11 protein-coding genes are annotated in these 17,137 nt (G+C 64.9%); 5 read left to right on the forward strand and 6 right to left on the reverse strand.

The features are described 5' to 3' along the window. The first annotated feature begins 147 nt into the window (after positions 1-147). Genes NTU39_RS14985 through NTU39_RS15000 form a run of 4 tightly spaced genes read left to right on the forward strand, consistent with a single transcriptional unit; the run spans position 148 to position 6,726 of the window. Complete coding sequence (locus NTU39_RS14985; protein WP_246184419.1) at positions 148-1,359, forward strand: efflux RND transporter periplasmic adaptor subunit; 1,212 nt, start codon at positions 148-150, stop codon at positions 1,357-1,359. Beyond that, on the forward strand, positions 1,356-4,565 hold the full coding sequence (locus tag NTU39_RS14990; protein ID WP_257957963.1) for an efflux RND transporter permease subunit: 3,210 nt from the start codon (positions 1,356-1,358) through the stop codon (positions 4,563-4,565). Before NTU39_RS14985 ends, NTU39_RS14990 begins: the two co-directional genes overlap by 4 nt. Next, complete coding sequence (locus NTU39_RS14995; RefSeq protein WP_257957964.1) at positions 4,562-6,079, forward strand: efflux transporter outer membrane subunit; 1,518 nt, start codon at positions 4,562-4,564, stop codon at positions 6,077-6,079. Before NTU39_RS14990 ends, NTU39_RS14995 begins: the two co-directional genes overlap by 4 nt. Continuing rightward, entirely contained in the window at positions 6,076-6,726 is a 651-nt protein-coding gene (locus NTU39_RS15000) for a TetR/AcrR family transcriptional regulator (protein WP_150662873.1), read from the forward strand. The genes NTU39_RS14995 and NTU39_RS15000 overlap by 4 nt, the downstream gene beginning before the upstream one ends. A gap of 70 nt (positions 6,727-6,796) precedes the next feature. Here NTU39_RS15000 and NTU39_RS15005 read toward each other — a convergent pair whose 3' ends face one another. Beyond that, on the reverse strand, positions 6,797-8,053 hold the full coding sequence (locus NTU39_RS15005) for an MFS transporter (protein ID WP_150662874.1): 1,257 nt from the start codon (positions 8,051-8,053) through the stop codon (positions 6,797-6,799). Between the two features lie 346 nt (positions 8,054-8,399). Between NTU39_RS15005 and NTU39_RS15010 the strand changes: the two genes are divergently transcribed. Further along, on the forward strand, positions 8,400-9,650 hold the full coding sequence (locus NTU39_RS15010) for an NAD(P)/FAD-dependent oxidoreductase (RefSeq protein WP_150662875.1): 1,251 nt from the start codon (positions 8,400-8,402) through the stop codon (positions 9,648-9,650). Positions 9,651-9,675: 25 nt separating this feature from the next. Here the strand turns inward: NTU39_RS15010 and NTU39_RS15015 are convergent, their stop codons facing one another. The 5 genes from NTU39_RS15015 to NTU39_RS15035 all read right to left on the reverse strand — a co-directional run bounded on the left by NTU39_RS15015 (position 9,676) and on the right by NTU39_RS15035 (position 17,107). Continuing rightward, a complete protein-coding gene (locus NTU39_RS15015) occupies positions 9,676-10,614 on the reverse strand; it encodes a universal stress protein (RefSeq protein WP_174984247.1) in 939 nt (312 codons plus the stop codon). A 247-nt stretch (positions 10,615-10,861) separates the two neighbouring features. Continuing rightward, positions 10,862-11,860: an aldo/keto reductase gene (locus NTU39_RS15020; RefSeq protein ID WP_150662877.1), complete on the reverse strand. Its 999-nt coding sequence runs from the start codon at positions 11,858-11,860 to the stop codon at positions 10,862-10,864. 127 nt (positions 11,861-11,987) lie between these two features. Beyond that, the gene (gene bcsG, locus NTU39_RS15025; protein ID WP_150662878.1) at positions 11,988-13,628 is read right to left on the reverse strand and encodes a cellulose biosynthesis protein BcsG; all 1,641 of its coding nucleotides are present in this window, start codon (positions 13,626-13,628) and stop codon (positions 11,988-11,990) included. 18 nt (positions 13,629-13,646) lie between these two features. Beyond that, entirely contained in the window at positions 13,647-16,331 is a 2,685-nt protein-coding gene (gene bcsA / locus NTU39_RS15030) for a UDP-forming cellulose synthase catalytic subunit (protein WP_150662879.1), read from the reverse strand. Then, a complete protein-coding gene (locus NTU39_RS15035) occupies positions 16,328-17,107 on the reverse strand; it encodes a cellulose synthase operon protein YhjQ/BcsQ (RefSeq protein WP_150662880.1) in 780 nt (259 codons plus the stop codon). Before NTU39_RS15035 ends, bcsA begins: the two co-directional genes overlap by 4 nt. Between the last annotated feature and the right edge of the window lie 30 nt (positions 17,108-17,137).

The following is a 17,137-nucleotide window of genomic DNA, read 5'->3' on the forward strand; positions in this document are numbered from 1 at the left end:
ATCCATATATCATCGCCTGTAGATTTTTTCCGGATCGCGCGGAGACGGCCGTCCTCGGGGCGGACACCACAATGCGATCACGTCGTTGAAGTCGTCGTAACTCGTTGTTTTTCCTACCCGAATTCCTATTTTGTGGGTCACGAGCGCATGATGTCCTTTCTGCCCGATACCGCTGATACCGCCCCCCGACGCCGGCTCGTGCTGGCGGTCGCCACCACCGCCATCGCCGCCGCCGCGTTAGCTGCCTGCTCACGCAAGGCACCGCCGGAGCCGCCGCCGCGACCGGTCGTCGCCGTCGCCGCGAAGCTCACCGAACAAACGCCGATTGCCTCGCTGCCCGCGCAAATCGAAGCGCGTTACACCACGCCGCTGTCGTTCCGTGTGGCAGGCAAGATCGTCGATCGCTCGGTGCGCCTTGGCGACGCCGTCAAGGCCGGTCAGGTCGTCGCCAGACTCGACCCCGCCGACTTGTCGAAGAATGCCGCCAGCGCGCGTGCACAGCTCGACGCCGCCCAGCATCAACTCGATTACGCGACGCAAACGGTCAACCGCGACCGCGCGCAGGCGCGCGAGAGTCTGATCGCCCCCGCGCAGCTCGAACAGTCCGAGAACGCATATGCCAGCGCCCTCGCGCAGCGCAATCAGGCCACGCAACAGGCCGCCCTTGCCGGTGACCAGTTGAGCTACGGCAATCTCAAGGCGGACCGTGACGGCGTCATCACCGCCGAACAAGCCGACACCGGACAGAATGTCAGCGCCGGTCAGCCGGTGTACCAACTGGCCTGGACAGGTGATGTCGATGTGATTGCCGACGTCCCCGAAGTTGCGCTCGGCGCGTTCCGCATCGGGCAGACGGCCACGGTTTCTCTCCCTGCGATTCCAGGCAAGACATGGCAGGCACGCGTGCGCGAAATCTCGCCCGCTGCCGATCCGATGAGCCGCACGTATCGCGCGAAGCTCTCGCTGCTGTCACCCGGCAACGAGGTCAAACTCGGCATGACGGCCAACGTCGCCTTCGCCCAGCCGCTACCGAGGGGCGCCGCCCCCGTGGCGAATGCGTCTGCACCGGCGGCGGCTTCCGGCGCGACGGCCGCGGCTGTCGCCAATGCGCAGCCGATCACCCTGCCCTCCACCGCACTCTTCCACGATGGCAATCAACCTGCCGTGTGGGTCGTCAAGCAGGACGACACGCTCGCTCTGCGCCGCGTGACGATCGTTCGCTATGGCGAGCGCACCGTCACGGTCGCTGGGGGCATCGAGCCCGGCGAGCGCATCGTCTGGCAAGGCGTGCACACCGTGACTGCCGGTCAGAAAGTACGCGTGGTCGCGCCGCTGCATCCTGAGGACTTCGCGTCATGAGCACGCAGGACGGGAAGCCGCCCGTACCCCAGGATCCGCAAACGGGTCCAGCCACCTCCACCGAAGCACCGAAGGACTATCGTCACGAAGAGGGGCATTTCAACCTCTCGGCGTGGGCGTTACGTCACAAATCGCTCGTGATCTTCCTGATTGCGATGGCGACGATCTTCGGCATTCTGGCCTACTCGCGTCTCGCGCAATCGGAGGATCCGCCGTTCACCTTCCGCGTGATGGTGATTCGCACGTTCTGGCCGGGCGCGACCGCCAAGCAGGTGCAGGAGCAAGTCACCGACCGGATCGCACGCAAGCTTCAGGAGATGCCCAACATCGACTTCCAGCGCAGCTATTCGCGCCCGGGCGAGTCCTTGTTGTTCTTCTCGATGAAGGATTCCGCGCCGCCCAACGAGGTGCCCGAAGAGTGGTACCAGGTTCGCAAAAAGGTCGGCGACATTGCCTACACGCTGCCGCAGGGCGTGCAGGGGCCGTTCTTTAACGACGAATTCGGCGACGTCTACACGCACATCTTCACGCTCGAAGGCGACGGCTTCGGCCCTGCCCAGTTGCGTGACTACGCCGACGCGTTGCGCACCGTACTGTTGCGCGTGCCCGGCGTGGCGAAGGTCGACTACTTCGGCGATCAGGATCAGCGCATCTACGTCGAAATCAGCAACACGCAACTCACCCGTCTCGGTATCTCGCCGAACCAGATTGCGCAGGCCGTCAACGGTCAGAACGCGGTCTCACCGGCAGGCACCATCGAAGCGCCGAACGATCGCGTGGTCGTGCGCCCGAGCGGTCAGTACCGCAATGTCGACGAACTCGCCGACACGCTCATCCGCGTGAACAATCGCACGTTCCGCCTCGGTGACATTGCGACGATCAAGCGTGGCTACGTCGATCCGCCCGTCTCGGAAATGCGCTTTGGCGGCAAACCTGTACTCGGCATCGGTATCACGATGCAAAAGGGGCAGGACGTCATCCACCTTGGCAAAGCGCTTACCAACACTATGGGCGAGTTGCGCGCGCAGTTGCCCGCCGGGTTGAAGCTGACGGAAGTCGCGAGCATGTCGCAGTCCGTGTCGCACTCGGTCGACGACTTCCTCGAAGCCGTGGCCGAAGCCGTCGCTATCGTGCTGGTCGTAAGCCTCGTCTCGCTCGGTTTCCGCACGGGCATGGTGGTGGTGATTTCGATTCCGGTCGTGCTCGCCGTCACGTCGTTGTTCATGTACATCTTTGACATCGGGCTGCATAAGGTCTCGCTCGGCACGCTGATTCTCGCGCTCGGTCTGTTGGTGGACGATGCGATCATCGCCGTCGAAATGATGGCGGTGAAGCTCGCGCAGGGTTGGGATCGCAAGCGCGCCGCCGCGTTCGCGTACACCAGCACGGCGTTCCCGATGCTCACCGGCACGCTCGTGACCGTCTCCGGCTTCCTGCCGATCGCGCTCGCCAAGTCGAGCACCGGCGAATACACCCGCTCGATCTTCGAAGTCTCGGCGATTGCCCTGCTCGCGTCGTGGCTTGCGGCCGTGGTGCTCATTCCCCTGCTCGGCTACAAGATGCTGCCGGAGCGCCCACGCGAAGCCCATCATGGCGACGATCACGAGCACGAGGTCTACGACACGAAGTTCTACAACCGACTGCGCGGCTGGCTCACGTGGTGCATCGAGCGCAAGTTCATCGTGCTCATCATCACTGTCGTGCTGTTCCTGATTGCGATGGCAGGCTTCTCGCTGGTGCCGCAGCAGTTCTTCCCAAGCTCCGACCGGCCTGAACTGATGGTGGACTTGCGCCTGCAGGAAGGCGCGTCGTATCAGGCCACGCTGCGCGAGACGGAACGCCTCGAAAAGCTGCTCGAAGGCCGTAAGGAGATCGATCACACGGTGAGCTTCGTGGGCACCGGTGCGCCCCGCTTCTATCTGCCGCTCGACCAGCAACTGCCCACGCCGAACTTCGCGCAGCTCGTGATCACCGCGAAATCGGTGGAAGAGCGCGAGGCGCTCGCGCAGTGGCTCGAACCGAAGCTGCGCGAGGCCATGCCGGGCGTGCGCACCCGTCTGTCGCGCCTAGAGAACGGGCCGCCGGTCGGCTTCCCGGTGCAGTTCCGCGTTAGCGGCGACGACATCGGCACCGTGCGCAAGATCTCCGAGCAAGTGGCGGACGTAATGCGAAACAACGGCGATACGGTCGACGTCCAGTTCGACTGGGACGAGCCGTCGCAACGCTCGGTGCGCTTCGAAGTGGATCAGCAGAAGGCGCGTGCGTTGAACGTCAGTTCCTCGGACATCGCGAACTTCATCGCCATGACGCTCACGGGCTACGACATCAGTCAGTACCGCGAACGCGACAAGCTGATCTCGATCACGCTGCGCTCGCCGAAGGCCGAACGCGTTGACCCGGCGAAGCTTGCAACGCTGGCCATGCCCACGCCCAATGGCCCGGTGCCGCTCGCCACGCTCGGCCGTGTGGTGGACGAACTGGAATACGGCGTGATCTGGGAGCGCGACCGTCAGCCGACCATCACCGTGCGCTCCGACGTGCGTGCAGGCAAGCAAGGCATCGACGTGACCGAAGCCGTCTACAAGAAGCTCGGCGATATCCGTCGCGCACTGCCAGTCGGTTATCGCATCGAGATCGGCGGATCGGTCGAAGAGTCGGGCAAGGGTCAGGCATCGATTAATGCGCAAATGCCGATCATGGTGATCGCGGTGCTCACGCTGCTGATGATTCAGTTGCAGAGCTTCGCGCGCACCATGCTGGTGGTGCTGACCGCGCCGCTCGGCATGATCGGGGTCGTCGCCACACTGCTGCTGTTCGGCAAACCGTTTGGCTTCGTTGCGATGCTCGGTGTGATCGCCATGTTCGGGATCATCATGCGTAACTCGGTGATTCTGGTCGATCAGATCGAGCAGGACGTCTCGGCCGGACACCCACGCTTCGACGCCATCGTCAGTGCGACAGTGCGACGCTTCCGTCCGATTACGCTCACCGCCGCTGCCGCCGTGCTCGCGTTGATTCCGCTGCTGCGCAGCAACTTCTTCGGACCGATGGCGACGGCGCTGATGGGCGGCATCACCAGCGCGACCATTCTTACCGTGTTCTTCCTGCCAGCGTTGTATGCGACGGCGTTCCGTGTGCGTCACGACGAACGTGCCGATCATCCGTCGCAGGCATCGTCCGACAGTTCGCAAGGAGACCGCTCATGACTTCGCGCATCGTTTCACGCGCACTGCGGTGCGCCCCGCTCGCCCCCATGTTCTGGCTGAGTGCCTGCTCGTTCACGCCGGGCGACAAGCCGCCAGTGATGCCCTCGCCGTCTCATTACGGCGCGAACGCCCTGCCCGAGCGCACAGTCACGGCGCAAGGCGCTTCGCAACGCTTCGATGTGGGCGCCCCGCCGGTGAAAGCCTGGTGGAAAGCCTACGAGTCGGACAAACTCAACGCACTGGTCGACGAAGGCCTGCGCAACAGTCCGAATCTGGCGGCGTCCGACCATGCTCTGCAAGCAGCGCGCGAGCAATTGAAGGCGCAGATCGGTTCGTCGCTGTTCCCCTCCATCGACCTTGGCGGGGAAGTGGCCCGCGAACGCAATCTCGGCATTCCGAACCTCCGGCCGCCGACGGCGCTCTACAACATGTTCGTCGGACAGATTCAGGCGCGCTATACGTTCGACTTCTTCGGGGCGTCGCGCTTCGCCAACGCGTCGCTCGCCGCGCAAGTCGATCAGCAGGCGTTCCAACTGGAATCGGCGCGTCAGGCGCTCGCAGCGAACATCGTCTCCGGCGCGATTGGCGCGTCGGTGCTCGGGGCGCAAGTCAAAGCGACCGAGCGACTGGTCGAGCTGGCGCAGGCGGATGCCACCGATATGGCCCGACGCGAAGCCCTCGGCGCGGTGTCGCGCGCCGATGCGCTGGCGTCTGCCCAGAATGCCGAATCGCTGGCCGCGTCGCTCCCCGGGCTGCGCGCGCAGTGGCAATCGACGCGCCATGCGCTCGCTGTCCTGCTCGGCCGTACGCCCGATCAGGCCCCGGACGATCTGGCGCTCGGCGAGCTGAAGGTGCCGCGCACCGTGCCGGTGTCGGTGCCGTCGACGCTGCTGCAATCGCGCCCCGACATTCAGGCCGCGGAGATGGCGCTCAAGGCGGCGTCGGCCGAGGTTGGCGTGGCGACCGCGCAAATGTTCCCAAGCTTGTCGCTCAGCGCTTCGATGGGCAAAGGCGGCTTCAACTGGCCGACCGTGATGTCCAACGCCGGGTCGCTGTGGAGCATCGCAGCGTCGATCTCACAGCCGATCTTCCACGGCGGTGCGTTGCTTGCGCAGCGTCGCGCGGCACAGGCGACGTACGAGGCAGCCGTCGAACAGTACAAGCAGACCGTGCTGACGGCGTTCAAGAACGTGGCGGACACGCTGGCGTCGCTCGAAGCGGACAATACGTCGCTGCTACACGCCGATAGCGCCAGTGCGGCCGCCGAGCAGATCTATCGCGATACAGCGGCACGGGTGCGTCTGGGGGCCTTGCCGGTGTCGTCCGCGCGCGGGCGCGAACAGCAGTACTGGAACGCCTACCTGACGACGGTGCGTGCAACCGGCGCGCGTTTGTCGGATACTGCGCTACTGTTTTACGCGATGGGCGTGCCGCCCGAGCCCGCCGACGCTGCCCCAGCGCAGGCCCCGGCTGCGGCACAACCGGCCCCGTCGCAAGACGTAGCCAGACGATGACCACCCGAACCACGACCCGGGGCCGACGCCCCAAACACCTCCCCGATGGCCGCGCAGCCTTGCTCGACGCGGCCATCGACGCTTTCTCGCACCTCGGCTACGACGGCGCGAACCTGCGCGGTATCGCGGCGGCCGCCAAGGTCGACGCGAGCCTCGTGCGCGTGCACTTCGGCTCGAAAGAACAGCTTTGGCGCGCCTGCGTCGATACGCTCGAAGCCGCGCTGGCCGCTCCCGTCGAAACGCTCCGCGCGATTTCGGTGGACGAAACGCGGCCGGTCAGAGACCGCCTTCGCGACGCCATCGGGCTCATCGCGGCCTACGCGGTCCAGCACCCCGAACACAAGTGTTTCATTTCGCTGCATGCGTCCGAGACGGGCGAGCGTGGCGCGGTGCTTTACCGCCACCTGCTCGAACCGGTCTACAACTGTATGGAGAAGCTCATCGTGGAAGGGATGGCGGCGGGCGTGATTCGCGCCGAGCATCCGGCGATGTACTTCTGCGTACTCGCCCATGCACTGCATCCGCCGCCCGGCTCACCGGTGCTCATGCAGGTGATCGCACCGGAAGTCGGCGGCGAAGCCTTCGGCCCGGCCTTGCTCAAGCAAGTCGAGATGGTGTTCTTCACACCGCCACAAGCGAACGAATGAACCGACGGTCGAATGGCGGCGCGGTGCATGCCGGTGCAGTCATCTCCGGCACGCACCGATCGTTATCGCGCTAGTGCGACATCGATGCGCCCGGCGGCATCGTCCCTGCCTGCGGCGTATCGGCACCTGTACCCAGCACCACACCGCGCCGCTCGCGTCCGAAGTAGATCATGACGGCGATCACCACCGCGACCGTCCCGGCCACCAGCGCCATCGCCAATCCGAAGTTGCCGTCGTGCGCCTTCGCGATGCTCGCCTGCAGATTCCCGTTGACCGACGCAAACAAATTGCCCAACTGATAGACGAGCCCCGGGAACGTGGCACGAATCTCGTCGGGCGACAGCTCGTTGAGGTGTGCAGGAATCACGCCCCATGCCCCCTGCACCGAAATCTGCATGAGGAACGCACCGATCGCCAGCAGCACGGCACCGCTGGAAAACGCCCACAACGGCAGCACCGGTAGCGCAATCAGCGACGCAATGATGATGGCGCGACGGCGTCCGATCTTCTCCGAAATCGCACCGAAGAACAGCCCGCCGATGATGGCGCCGATGTTATACGTGATGGCGATCCAGCTCACGGTGTGGGTATCGAACTTGTGCTGCACTTGCAGGAAGGTCGGATACAGATCCTGCGTGCCATGCGAGAAGAAGTTGAAGGCCGTCATCAGCACGATGGCGTACAGCGCCAGTTTCCAATCGCGCGACAGCACCTGCACGAAATTGGCGCGCGGCGCAGTGCTGGTTGCCTCGCCCTTGCGCCAGGCGGGCGACTCAGGCACGTGCCGTCGGATGTAGAGCACGAGCAACGCCGGGAGTACGCCGACGAAGAACATGCCGCGCCAGCCAATGCTGTCGTAGAAGAGCCCGTAGACCACCGACGCCAGCAAATACCCGCTCGGATACCCCGCTTGCAACAGCCCGGAGACGATGCCGCGCGAGTGCGTCGGCACGCTCTCCATCGTGAGCGCTGCCCCCACCCCCCACTCGCCGCCCATCGCGATACCGAAGAGCGCGCGCAGGATCAGCAGGACCGTGAGACTCGGTGCGAAGCCAGAGGCCAGCTCAAGCAACGCGTACAGCAGCACGCTTGCCATCATGGCCGGGCGGCGGCCGACTTTGTCCCCCAGTCGACCGAAGATGAATGCGCCGACCGGACGCATCGCCAGCGTGAGCAACAGCGCGAACGCCACGCTGCCCAGCTCGGTATTGAACTCCTTTGCGATGTCCTTGAGCACGAACACCATCAGGAAGAAATCGAACGCGTCGAGCGTCCACCCAAGATAGCTTGCCGTTACCACATGCTTCTGTTCTTTAGTCCAGGCCATGGTGTCCCTCCATCGGCGGCAATGTTGCGCGACGAAATCACTCTACGCCTGAAAACCGACCCTCATGCAAGCGCGTCCGAAACCGGCCCGCAGCCCGCATGGATGCTCGAACGTCGCGAGACGACGAGGGTTCCGACGGGGTTTTGCCTGACCAAACCCGTGTGCCGGGCGAGCTAAACGCACGACGTCTGCGCGACGTCAGCGCGCTGCGCTACGTGCCCGGATGCGCCAGATCGAGAGACACAAGCGCCATCTGACGGTATCCGAGACGCTTTGACGGCGCCGATGCATTACACTGGCGGCCAAATTCACTCGCTTTGTTCAAGCTTCCTACGTCTCCAATTCCATGTCCGAAGCCACCTCCACCACCGTCATTCTCGGCGCCGGTCAAGCCGGCGGCGAAACCGCCCTCGCGCTGCGCCAGCTCGGCTACACCGGCCGCATCGTGCTTGCTGGCAGCGAAACGCACCTGCCGTATCGCCGTCCGCCCCTCTCGAAAGCGTTCCTCGCCGGTCAGGCCGACGAAGCCAGTCTGCTGATCCGCCCGGCCGACGCCTATGAGAAAGCCGAGATCGACGTGCGTCTCGGCGTGACGGCCACCGCCATCGACCGCACCGCGCGCACCGTCTCGTTCGACGACGGCCAGACGCTCGGTTACGACCATCTCGTGCTCGCGCTCGGCGGACGTGTGCGTCACCTGCCGATTCCCGGCGGCGATGCGTCCAACGTCTACTACCTGCGCAACATCGCCGATGCTCAGCGCCTGCGTGAAGCGCTCACGCCGGGTAAGCGCGTCGTGGTCGTCGGCGGCGGTTACATCGGTCTGGAAGTGGCGGCAAGCGCCGTCAAGGCAGGCGCTTCGGTGACGGTGCTCGAAGCCGCGCCGCGTCTGCTTGCCCGCGTGGCCGAAGCGGATCTCGCGGACTTCTTCGCAACGCTGCACCGCGAGAACGGTGTGGACGTGCAAGTGGGCGTGGGCGTCACCGCCCTCGAACAGGATGCCGCTGGCAATGTGGTGGCCGTGGTGGCCGGGGAAAAGCGTCTGGAAGCGGACGTGGTCGTCGTCGGTATCGGTCTGATCCCGAACGCCGAACTCGCGCACGCCGCCGGTCTGGCCGTCGACAACGGCATCGTCGTGGACGAATTTGCCCGCACCAGCGATCCGGCGATTCTTGCCGTAGGCGATTGCGCGCATCACGAACACCCGGCACTCGGCCGTCGCATCCGTCTGGAATCGGTGCCGAGCGCCAGCGAAATGGCGAAGGTGGCGGCCAGCGTCGTGCATGGAGACGCACCGAAGGCCGTCGCGACCGCTCCGTGGTTCTGGTCGGATCAGTTCAACGCGAAGTTGCAGATGGTCGGCATGACCGATGGCCACGACGCCGTAATCGAACGCCGCCTGCCTGACGCACAGGGCGCTGCCGTCTTCATGCTGTTCTACCTGCGCGATGGCGCGATCGTGGCCGCTGCGAGCATCAACCGCGCGCAGGAATTCATGACGGCGCGCGAACTCGTCGGCCGCCGTGCGGTGGTCGATCCGGCGCGTCTGGCCGATGCCGCCACGCCGCTCAAGACGCTGCTGACCGAGCTTGGCTGATCACGTCGACCTCGCGCCGTCCGGCTTACTTGGTCGACGGCGCGTGTGCAGGCAACAGCAGTACCGGACGGCCCGCATGACGGGCCGTATCTTCCGCCACGCTGCCTAGCGTGAAGCGCCGGAATCCGCGTCGGCCGTGCGTGCCCAGCACGATCAGGTCGACGTCGGCATCGCGGCCCGCAGCAATGATCTGATCCGCCACGCCCTCACCCACCGGCTGAATCTCCCGCATCTCGATTTCGCCCGGCACTTCCGCCTCTTTCAATCGCTTCTGCGCCCAGCTTCGCACCTGTTCGGCCACGGCGCGCACGGCATCGAGCAACGGCTCCGGATCGAAACCTGCGAGAAACGGGCCCGGTAAGTCGAGCACGTGCACCACCCGCATCGACGCGCCGTGCGTGCGCGCCAGCGCCAACGCATATTCGAAGGCGAGCCGCGACGTCTCGCTGTCGTCCAGCGCGACGAGAATACGTTCATAGTGGCCGCCCGCACGCAACGGTTGATGCGGCCGCGCCTCGCCCGCCACCAGCATCACCGGCACTTCCGCGCTACGCAGGATCTGTTCCGCGACGCTGCCGAGCATCGCCCGGCGCACGCCACTGCGGCCGTGTGTTCCGACGACGATGATGTCCGCCCCCCACTCGATGGCTTCGCGCGTCATCGCTTCAGGCACGGTTTCGCCCGTGGTGCGCAAGTCCAGCAGATGCGCCTGCGCGTCGAAGCCTTCTTCGCGCAAGTACAGCACCGCCCGTGCGAGATGTTCTTCGCCTTCGCGCTGCATGTCGCGGCGTACCTGTTCCAGATCGATGAGTTTGCCGAAGGCGGCCGTCAGCAGATTGACGGGGTCTTCCACGGTGTGAATGACGCGAATCGCGTCACCGTGACGCGCAAAGGCAGCAGCCTCGCGCAATGCGCGGCGTGACGACTCGCTACCGTCGGTCGCCAGCAGAATGCGTTTTGTCATGAGCAGCCTCGCGTTGAGAGTCGAAGGAATGCCATGCGCGTGTCCGGTCATCCCGATGTTTCATCTGACGAACCTTGCACGACGCTTCCACTATACCGCTCGATAGGGCGCGAAAGCCACCCTCCGCGCACCTCGTGCGGCCGAAATGGGCATCGGACTTCCCTTCCTTTGACGCAACGCAAAAACGCCACAGGCCCGGCATAGCGGGCCTGTGGCGTCAGACTGAGACGAAGCTTGCGGCGAGCGCTCAGCGTGCGGCGTCGCCCCAGCGATAGGCGTGCGACGCGTCGTCGAGCTTTGCCTTGAGTTCCGGCGGCAGCGTGTAGTCGATGGTGCCCAGCGTCTCGGTCAGCTGCTCGACGCGGCTTGCGCCGATGATGGCCGAGGTCACGGTCGGGTTCGCCAGCACCCAGGCGAGCGACAGGCGCGTGAGCGACTCACCGGCGTCGTTCGCAATGCCCTTGAGCGCCTCGATGGTCTCGAACTCGCGCTCATGCCAGTAGCGTTGCTGGTACATCGCCCCCGCCTTGCCCACGGTCGCCGACGTGAAGCGGCCTTCGGTCGGCGCCGCGTCGTGACGGTACTTGCCAGTCAGCAGACCGCCTGCGAGGGGGTTGTAGGGGATGACGGCCAGCCCTTCTTCGCTCGCCAGCGGCAGCAGTTCCCGTTCGATCTGACGGAACAGCAGGTTGTAGCGCGGCTGAACCGATACGAAACGCGCGACGCGCAGCACGTCGGCGCGGCCCAGCGCACGTGCAAGACGATACGCAAGGTAGTTCGACACGCCGACGTAACGGGCCCTGCCCGACTTAACGATGGTGTCGAGCGCTTCGAGCGTTTCGTCGATCGGCGTGTCGGTGTCGTCCGAGTGGAGTTGATACAGGTCGACGTAATCGGTGCCGATGCGGCTGAGCGACGCGTCGATGGCGCTCAGCAAGTGCTTGCGCGACGCCCCCTTGTCCCACGGCGACGGCCCCATCTGCCCGCAGGCCTTCGTCGCCACGATGAACTGATCGCGACGGCCCTTGAGCCAGCGACCCACCACTTCTTCGGTACGGCCGACGAGCGAATTGTCGGCCCCCAGCGGGTAGACGTCGGCGAGATCGATGAAGTTGACGCCAGCCTCTGCCGTGCGGTCGAGAATGGCGTGGCTGGCGGCTTCTTCGGTTTGCAGACCGAACGTCATGGTGCCCAGGCACAGGCGGGAAACGGTCAGGCCGGTGCGGCCGAATTTCGTGTATTGCACGGTAACTCCCGGAGGCAAGTACTGGTGAAAAGCGATGCCCGCCGTCGCGGACAAGGTGCACAGTATGCGCGATTCCGGGAAAACACGTGCGCCGCCCAACGCGCCCGCGGCGCACGCGCCTCAAACGCTATTCCAGCGACTTCAGATCGAGCCAGACGCCATCCGCGCCGCGGATCATCATCTTGCCGCCGTACTTCATGACGGTGGTCTGCTCGTTGGCCGACACGAAGGCCGTCTGTGGCAGATCGTTGGCGTACTGCGCCAGCTCCGGCGTGCCCGCAAACGGGTTGTTGGCGATCAGATGCGAGATGAGCGTCATCATCGCCAGATAGCTCGTGGGTGTGGATATCGTCACCGGCGTGCCGTGCGAGGCGGTAGCCCCGTCGCCGAAGCCGACGAGCTTCACCGCCACCGGCACATGCGTAATCTCAGGCAGCGGGATCTCACGCATGCCGGAGATCTGCAACTTGCTGCCGCGGATTGCTGCGCCGTGCTCCGGCACGAATACGACGACCGCCTTACGTCCCGACTTCGCGATAGTGTCGATGAACTGACCGATGTCGTCGAACATCGTCTTCGCGCGCAACGGATAGCTCTGCACGCTGCTGAGCTTCGAGCCTTCGAGACGGTTGCCGTCGTGCAGCGAGATCGTGTTGTAGTAAAGCGCCACGCGCTTGTCCGGCATGGCCGTACGCTGCTTCCACCACGATTGCAGCACGTCGCCGTCGGAGCGGATCGGCGTCTCGTCGAACGCGCGCATCGCCACACGGGCATGCGTGTTGTCGAAGGGCGTGACGCCCTGCACGTTGAAGTTCTGCTGCACTTCCTGCATGAAGTTGTCGAAGTGACCGTCGTGGTTCATTGCGAGCGTCGGCGTGAAACCGAGGTTCTTCAGATCGCTCATGACGTAGCACTGCGGGCCTGCCGGGTCGTACAGCGCCTTGTGCTCCGGCTGTCCGCAACCGGCGCGCAGCACGCGAATCGCCGCCGGGCCGCTATAGCTGGCGGCCGAATTGAAGTTTTTGAAGACGAAATCGAATTTCGAGAGCAAGGGCAGATTGCCGAGGTTATCGGCGTCGAGATCGTCCTGTGCGAGCGAACAGATGTGAAGGAAGATGATGTCGTAGTCCGGACCTGCCCCCGGCTGCGCGGGCAACGAGACAGAGCGCGTCAGTTCGCGCGAATAGAAGCTGTTAAGCGCCGCGTTCGGGTTCGCACCCGGCGGCACGTCGCCATCGCCCGTCAGGAATTCGCTGCTGCCGCTGGCCGCACCTGCTGCGGGTGCCCCTGTCGCGGCACCGGACGCCGACGTCGTGGTGTCGCCCTGCGCGGCCACGACCGGCGAGACTGAGACGAGCGTGCCGACACGCAGCACGCCCGGCACGATCAACAAGGCCAGCAGGACGAATGTCGTCACACGCACCCAGCGGTTCACGATCCAGTAGGCCAGCACCATGATCGCGAGCAGCAACCAGTCGCGCGCCGAAACGAAGCGGCCGAGCAGTTCGATGATGTACGAGAAGCGGAACTGCATCAGCGCAGGCAACTGTTCGATGAAGCGCCCGAACGGCGGCAAATTCGAGTCGTAATAAAGCAGCGCCGCGCCGACCGGGATGGCGATGACCTGTCGTGCAATGCGCGCCCAGCGCGGGCGCAACCGCACCACGAGGAACAGTGCGAAGACGAAGTTCGGCAGCACGTGAAAGCCGAGGATGCCCGCCCACAGCAGCAACAGCTTCAGAATGAAATAGAGGTTCCAGATGCCCATCGTATGGTTTCCTTGGTCTCAGGCACGTGTATCGGGTGCATCGCCCCACGCCTGCCGGGCACCGCGCAGACGGTTCTGCCAGCGCGTCACCAGCTTGCTCAGGAGGTAATTGGCCAGCACTTGATACCCTCGCAGCCCCATCGCCAGCATTTCGAACAAAGCCTTGATCGGTTCGTCGCGCGTGCGCTCGGCATCCCAGTCGCGCCACGCGTCGGCACGTCCGAACGTGAATTGCACGAGATGTTTGTCCTGCTCGGCCGTGAGCGGCATGAACGCGAGGAAGAGCTGGTTGCCGCGCGCCCCCACGACACTCACTGGGAAGCCATACTCGGTCGCGCCCCGTGCGAGCGCCACGTGCGCTTCGGTGCCCACGGCCGGATCGACCGCCACCGGCAGCACCAGCGCCAGCCCACCGCCCGAGAAGTCGCGGGTGTGACAGGCTACGGTACGGCCGTCCGGCAGATAAAGCGTGGCGGGCATGCGCATCGACACCCGGTGCGTGCGTCGAACCTGTTTCACTTCCGTCGCCACGGCCACCGCCGCCCCCAGCACGGCGAGGTTGAACATCACCCAGAGCAGGTTGAACACCAACGCGCCCGACTCGTGCGCGGGGCCGTAGAAGTAGCGCAGAATCCCCGCGAGAAAGCCTGCGACGTTAAAGCCGAGCAGTACCAGATACGGCTTCGAGATGCTCCAGTCGAAGAAGCTCTGTTCGATCAGCCCGCCCTTCGCGGTCACGTTGAATTTGCCGTAGCGCGGGTTGATGAAGGCGACGGTCGTCGGCAGCGCGACGTACCAGGCCAGCACCGCTTCGTAGACATCCGACCAGAACGAGTGCCGGTACTTGCCCTGAATGCGCGAGTTGGCGATGTTCGCGTGCGCGATGTGCGGCAGCACGTAAGCGCAGATGCTTAACGCGGCTGCCTGCACGATATGCAGCCCGAAGAACAGATAGCAGATCGGCGCGAGCAGGAAGATGATGCGCGGAATGCCGTAGAAGAAGTGCAGCATGCCGTTCGCGTAGCAGATGCGCTGACCGATCTTCAGGCCTCGGCCGAACAGCGGATTGTCGACGCGGAATATCTGCGCCATGCCGCGCGCCCAGCGGATGCGCTGCCCGACGTGACCCGACAGCGATTCCGTCGCCAGACCTGCCGCCTGCACGACCTTGAGGTACACAGTGTTCCAGCCGCGACGGTGCATCTTGAGCGCCGTATGCGCGTCTTCCGTCACCGTCTCGACCGCCACACCCCCCACCTCGTCGAGCGCCGTGCGACGCAACACCGCGCACGAACCGCAGAAGAACGAGGCATTCCAGAAGTCGTTGCCGTCCTGCACGATCCCGTAGAACAGACGCCCTTCGTTCGGCACCGCACCGCGTGTGGCGAGGTTGCGCTCGAACGGGTCGTCGGAAAAGAAGTGGTGAGGCGTCTGCACGAGCGAGCAACGTTCGTCCTTGAGGAACGACCCCATTGTCGTTTGCAGAAACGAGCGCACGGGAATGTGATCGCAGTCGAAGATCGCGATGAACTCGCCCTGCGTCTTGCCGAGCGCATGGTTGATGTTGCCCGCCTTCGCGTGACGATTGTCGGGGCGCGTCATGTAATGCACCCCGGCTTGCGCCGCGAACTCACGCATCTCCTCGCGGCGTCCGTCGTCGAGCAGATAGATGTTGAGCTTCTCGGGCGGCCAGTCGATGCCGCACGCGGCATACACGGTCGGGCGCACCACATCCAGTCCCTCGTTGTAGGTCGGGATGTAGACGTCGACGGTCGGCCATTCGCGGGTGTCCGGTGGCAGCGGCGTGATGCGGCGCTGCAGCGGCCAGATCGTCTGGATGTAGCCGAACAGCAGAATCATCCACGTATACATCTCGGCCGCGACGAGCGTGTAGCCGACGGTCGCTTCCGCCACGGTGTCGAACGCGAGCGACTGCGTGAGACGCCACCACACGTAACGCACCGTCGACGTGAGCGACAGACCGATCAGCACCAGCACCGAGTACTGGCTGTCGAGACGGCGGAACACCAGTGCCAGCGTGAGCGTGCAGATCGAGAACAGCAACTGCGAGAACGGATCGAACGGCGTGGTGACGATCCAGAACACGCCGAACAACCCCAGCAAGGCGACGATGGTCGACGTCACTCGCCATTTCATGACCTTTTCCAGCTTCCGGTCGAACTTATGCGCAAGTTCGGCGGGCGTATCGGGTGGAATGCCGAAGAGCGATTGCACGAGCCACAGACGCAGCCGTTCGTTGCCCCGTCGGAATGCGAGCCATGCGGTATAGGGCGGAAATGCCGGACGTCGGTCGGCGCGACGCCACAGCATTGCGCCGACAATCTGCCAGAAGCCCGCATCGGCGGGCACGTCGAGCCGTTGTGTCAGACGTTCGTTGACCCATGCGAAGGCCCGGCCCGGGTAGTCGGGACGACCGGAGCGCGCCGGTTGAAAGACTGCACGCAGCCACCAGTCGCGCCATTCGTCCAACTGACGGACGTCGAGCCGCACCGCCAGACGCGCCACGAGATGATCCGACATCTGCGAGATCCACAACCGGTGCTGCGGCGAGCGCAAGGTCGCGGCCAGCATCCACTGCATGACGCCCGGCGGACGCCCGCCCGGACGATTCGGCACGACCAGACGCACTGCGAGGATGTCGCGTCCGAGCCGATAGAGGGAGCGCAGCGCGTCGCTGATCATCGGCGAGTGCCTCCACTGCCGGGTCCGGCACTTCCGTCGTCAACTTCCGTCGCGCGCTGCAACCATGCTTCGAGATGAATGAAGTCGAGTGCGGCCTGCGAGCCGGTGCCCGCTTTGGCCAGCGTCACACCGTTCGCCGCTGCCATGCCGACGGCGATGTCGCGATGGATGCGCACCGGGACGACGGCGTCGCCACCGCGTCCCTGAATCAGATTCAGCAGATCGTTGTTGAGCGACGAATTAGCCGCCGCCACGTTCGGCACGATCTGAACGCGACCATTACACGCGGCCATCAAATCCGGTTGCGTGACGTAACCGGCCGTCGTGACGGGCACCACGCCCAGCACCAGATCGGCCGCCGCAACGGCGGCCAGTGTGATGGCATCGGGCAGGCGCTGCGTGTCGATCAGGACCCGCGTGCCCTCGGGCAAGCCGACGGCCGTCAACTGACGACGCAATCCGCCCACATCGCCCTGCAACCATTGCGCCATCGCAGACAGATTAGCGACGCTCGTGCGGCCCGCAGGCAGCAACGGCACTCCGGCGGGCGTGTCGCGCAACACCGTGCGCCAGCCGTCCGGTGCCACGCCGGACGACAGCACGCCCGTCTCGCACGTCTCACGCAACCCGAGCAGCGCACCGATCGCGTTCTGCGCGTCGAGTTCGAGCACGGCGACCGGCTGTCCGGCATGCGCGAGCTGCGCAGCGAGATGCGCCGTCACGGTGCTACGCCCCGCACCGCCTGCGCTGGAAACGATGGCGATGAGCGTCAGCATGCGCCCTCCTCGGCCGGGATCTCAGGCCGA

It is taken from the genome of Pandoraea commovens (assembly GCF_024704525.1).
Classification (GTDB): Bacteria; Pseudomonadota; Gammaproteobacteria; order Burkholderiales; family Burkholderiaceae; genus Pandoraea; species Pandoraea commovens.

Bases quoted from the DNA above. Each gene is read 5' to 3' on its own strand.
- NTU39_RS14985 (WP_246184419.1), top strand. From the start codon at position 148: ATGATGTCCTTTCTGCCCGATACCGCTGATACCGCCCCCCGACGCCGG.
- NTU39_RS14990 (WP_257957963.1), top strand. From the start codon at position 1,356: ATGAGCACGCAGGACGGGAAGCCGCCCGTACCCCAGGATCCGCAAACG.
- NTU39_RS14995 (WP_257957964.1), top strand. From the start codon at position 4,562: ATGACTTCGCGCATCGTTTCACGCGCACTGCGGTGCGCCCCGCTCGCC.
- NTU39_RS15000 (WP_150662873.1), top strand. From the start codon at position 6,076: ATGACCACCCGAACCACGACCCGGGGCCGACGCCCCAAACACCTCCCC.
- NTU39_RS15005 (WP_150662874.1), bottom strand. From the start codon at position 8,053: ATGGCCTGGACTAAAGAACAGAAGCATGTGGTAACGGCAAGCTATCTT.
- NTU39_RS15010 (WP_150662875.1), top strand. From the start codon at position 8,400: ATGTCCGAAGCCACCTCCACCACCGTCATTCTCGGCGCCGGTCAAGCC.
- NTU39_RS15015 (WP_174984247.1), bottom strand. From the start codon at position 10,614: ATGACAAAACGCATTCTGCTGGCGACCGACGGTAGCGAGTCGTCACGC.
- bcsG (WP_150662878.1), bottom strand. From the start codon at position 13,628: ATGGGCATCTGGAACCTCTATTTCATTCTGAAGCTGTTGCTGCTGTGG.
- bcsA (WP_150662879.1), bottom strand. From the start codon at position 16,331: ATGATCAGCGACGCGCTGCGCTCCCTCTATCGGCTCGGACGCGACATC.
- NTU39_RS15035 (WP_150662880.1), bottom strand. From the start codon at position 17,107: ATGCTGACGCTCATCGCCATCGTTTCCAGCGCAGGCGGTGCGGGGCGT.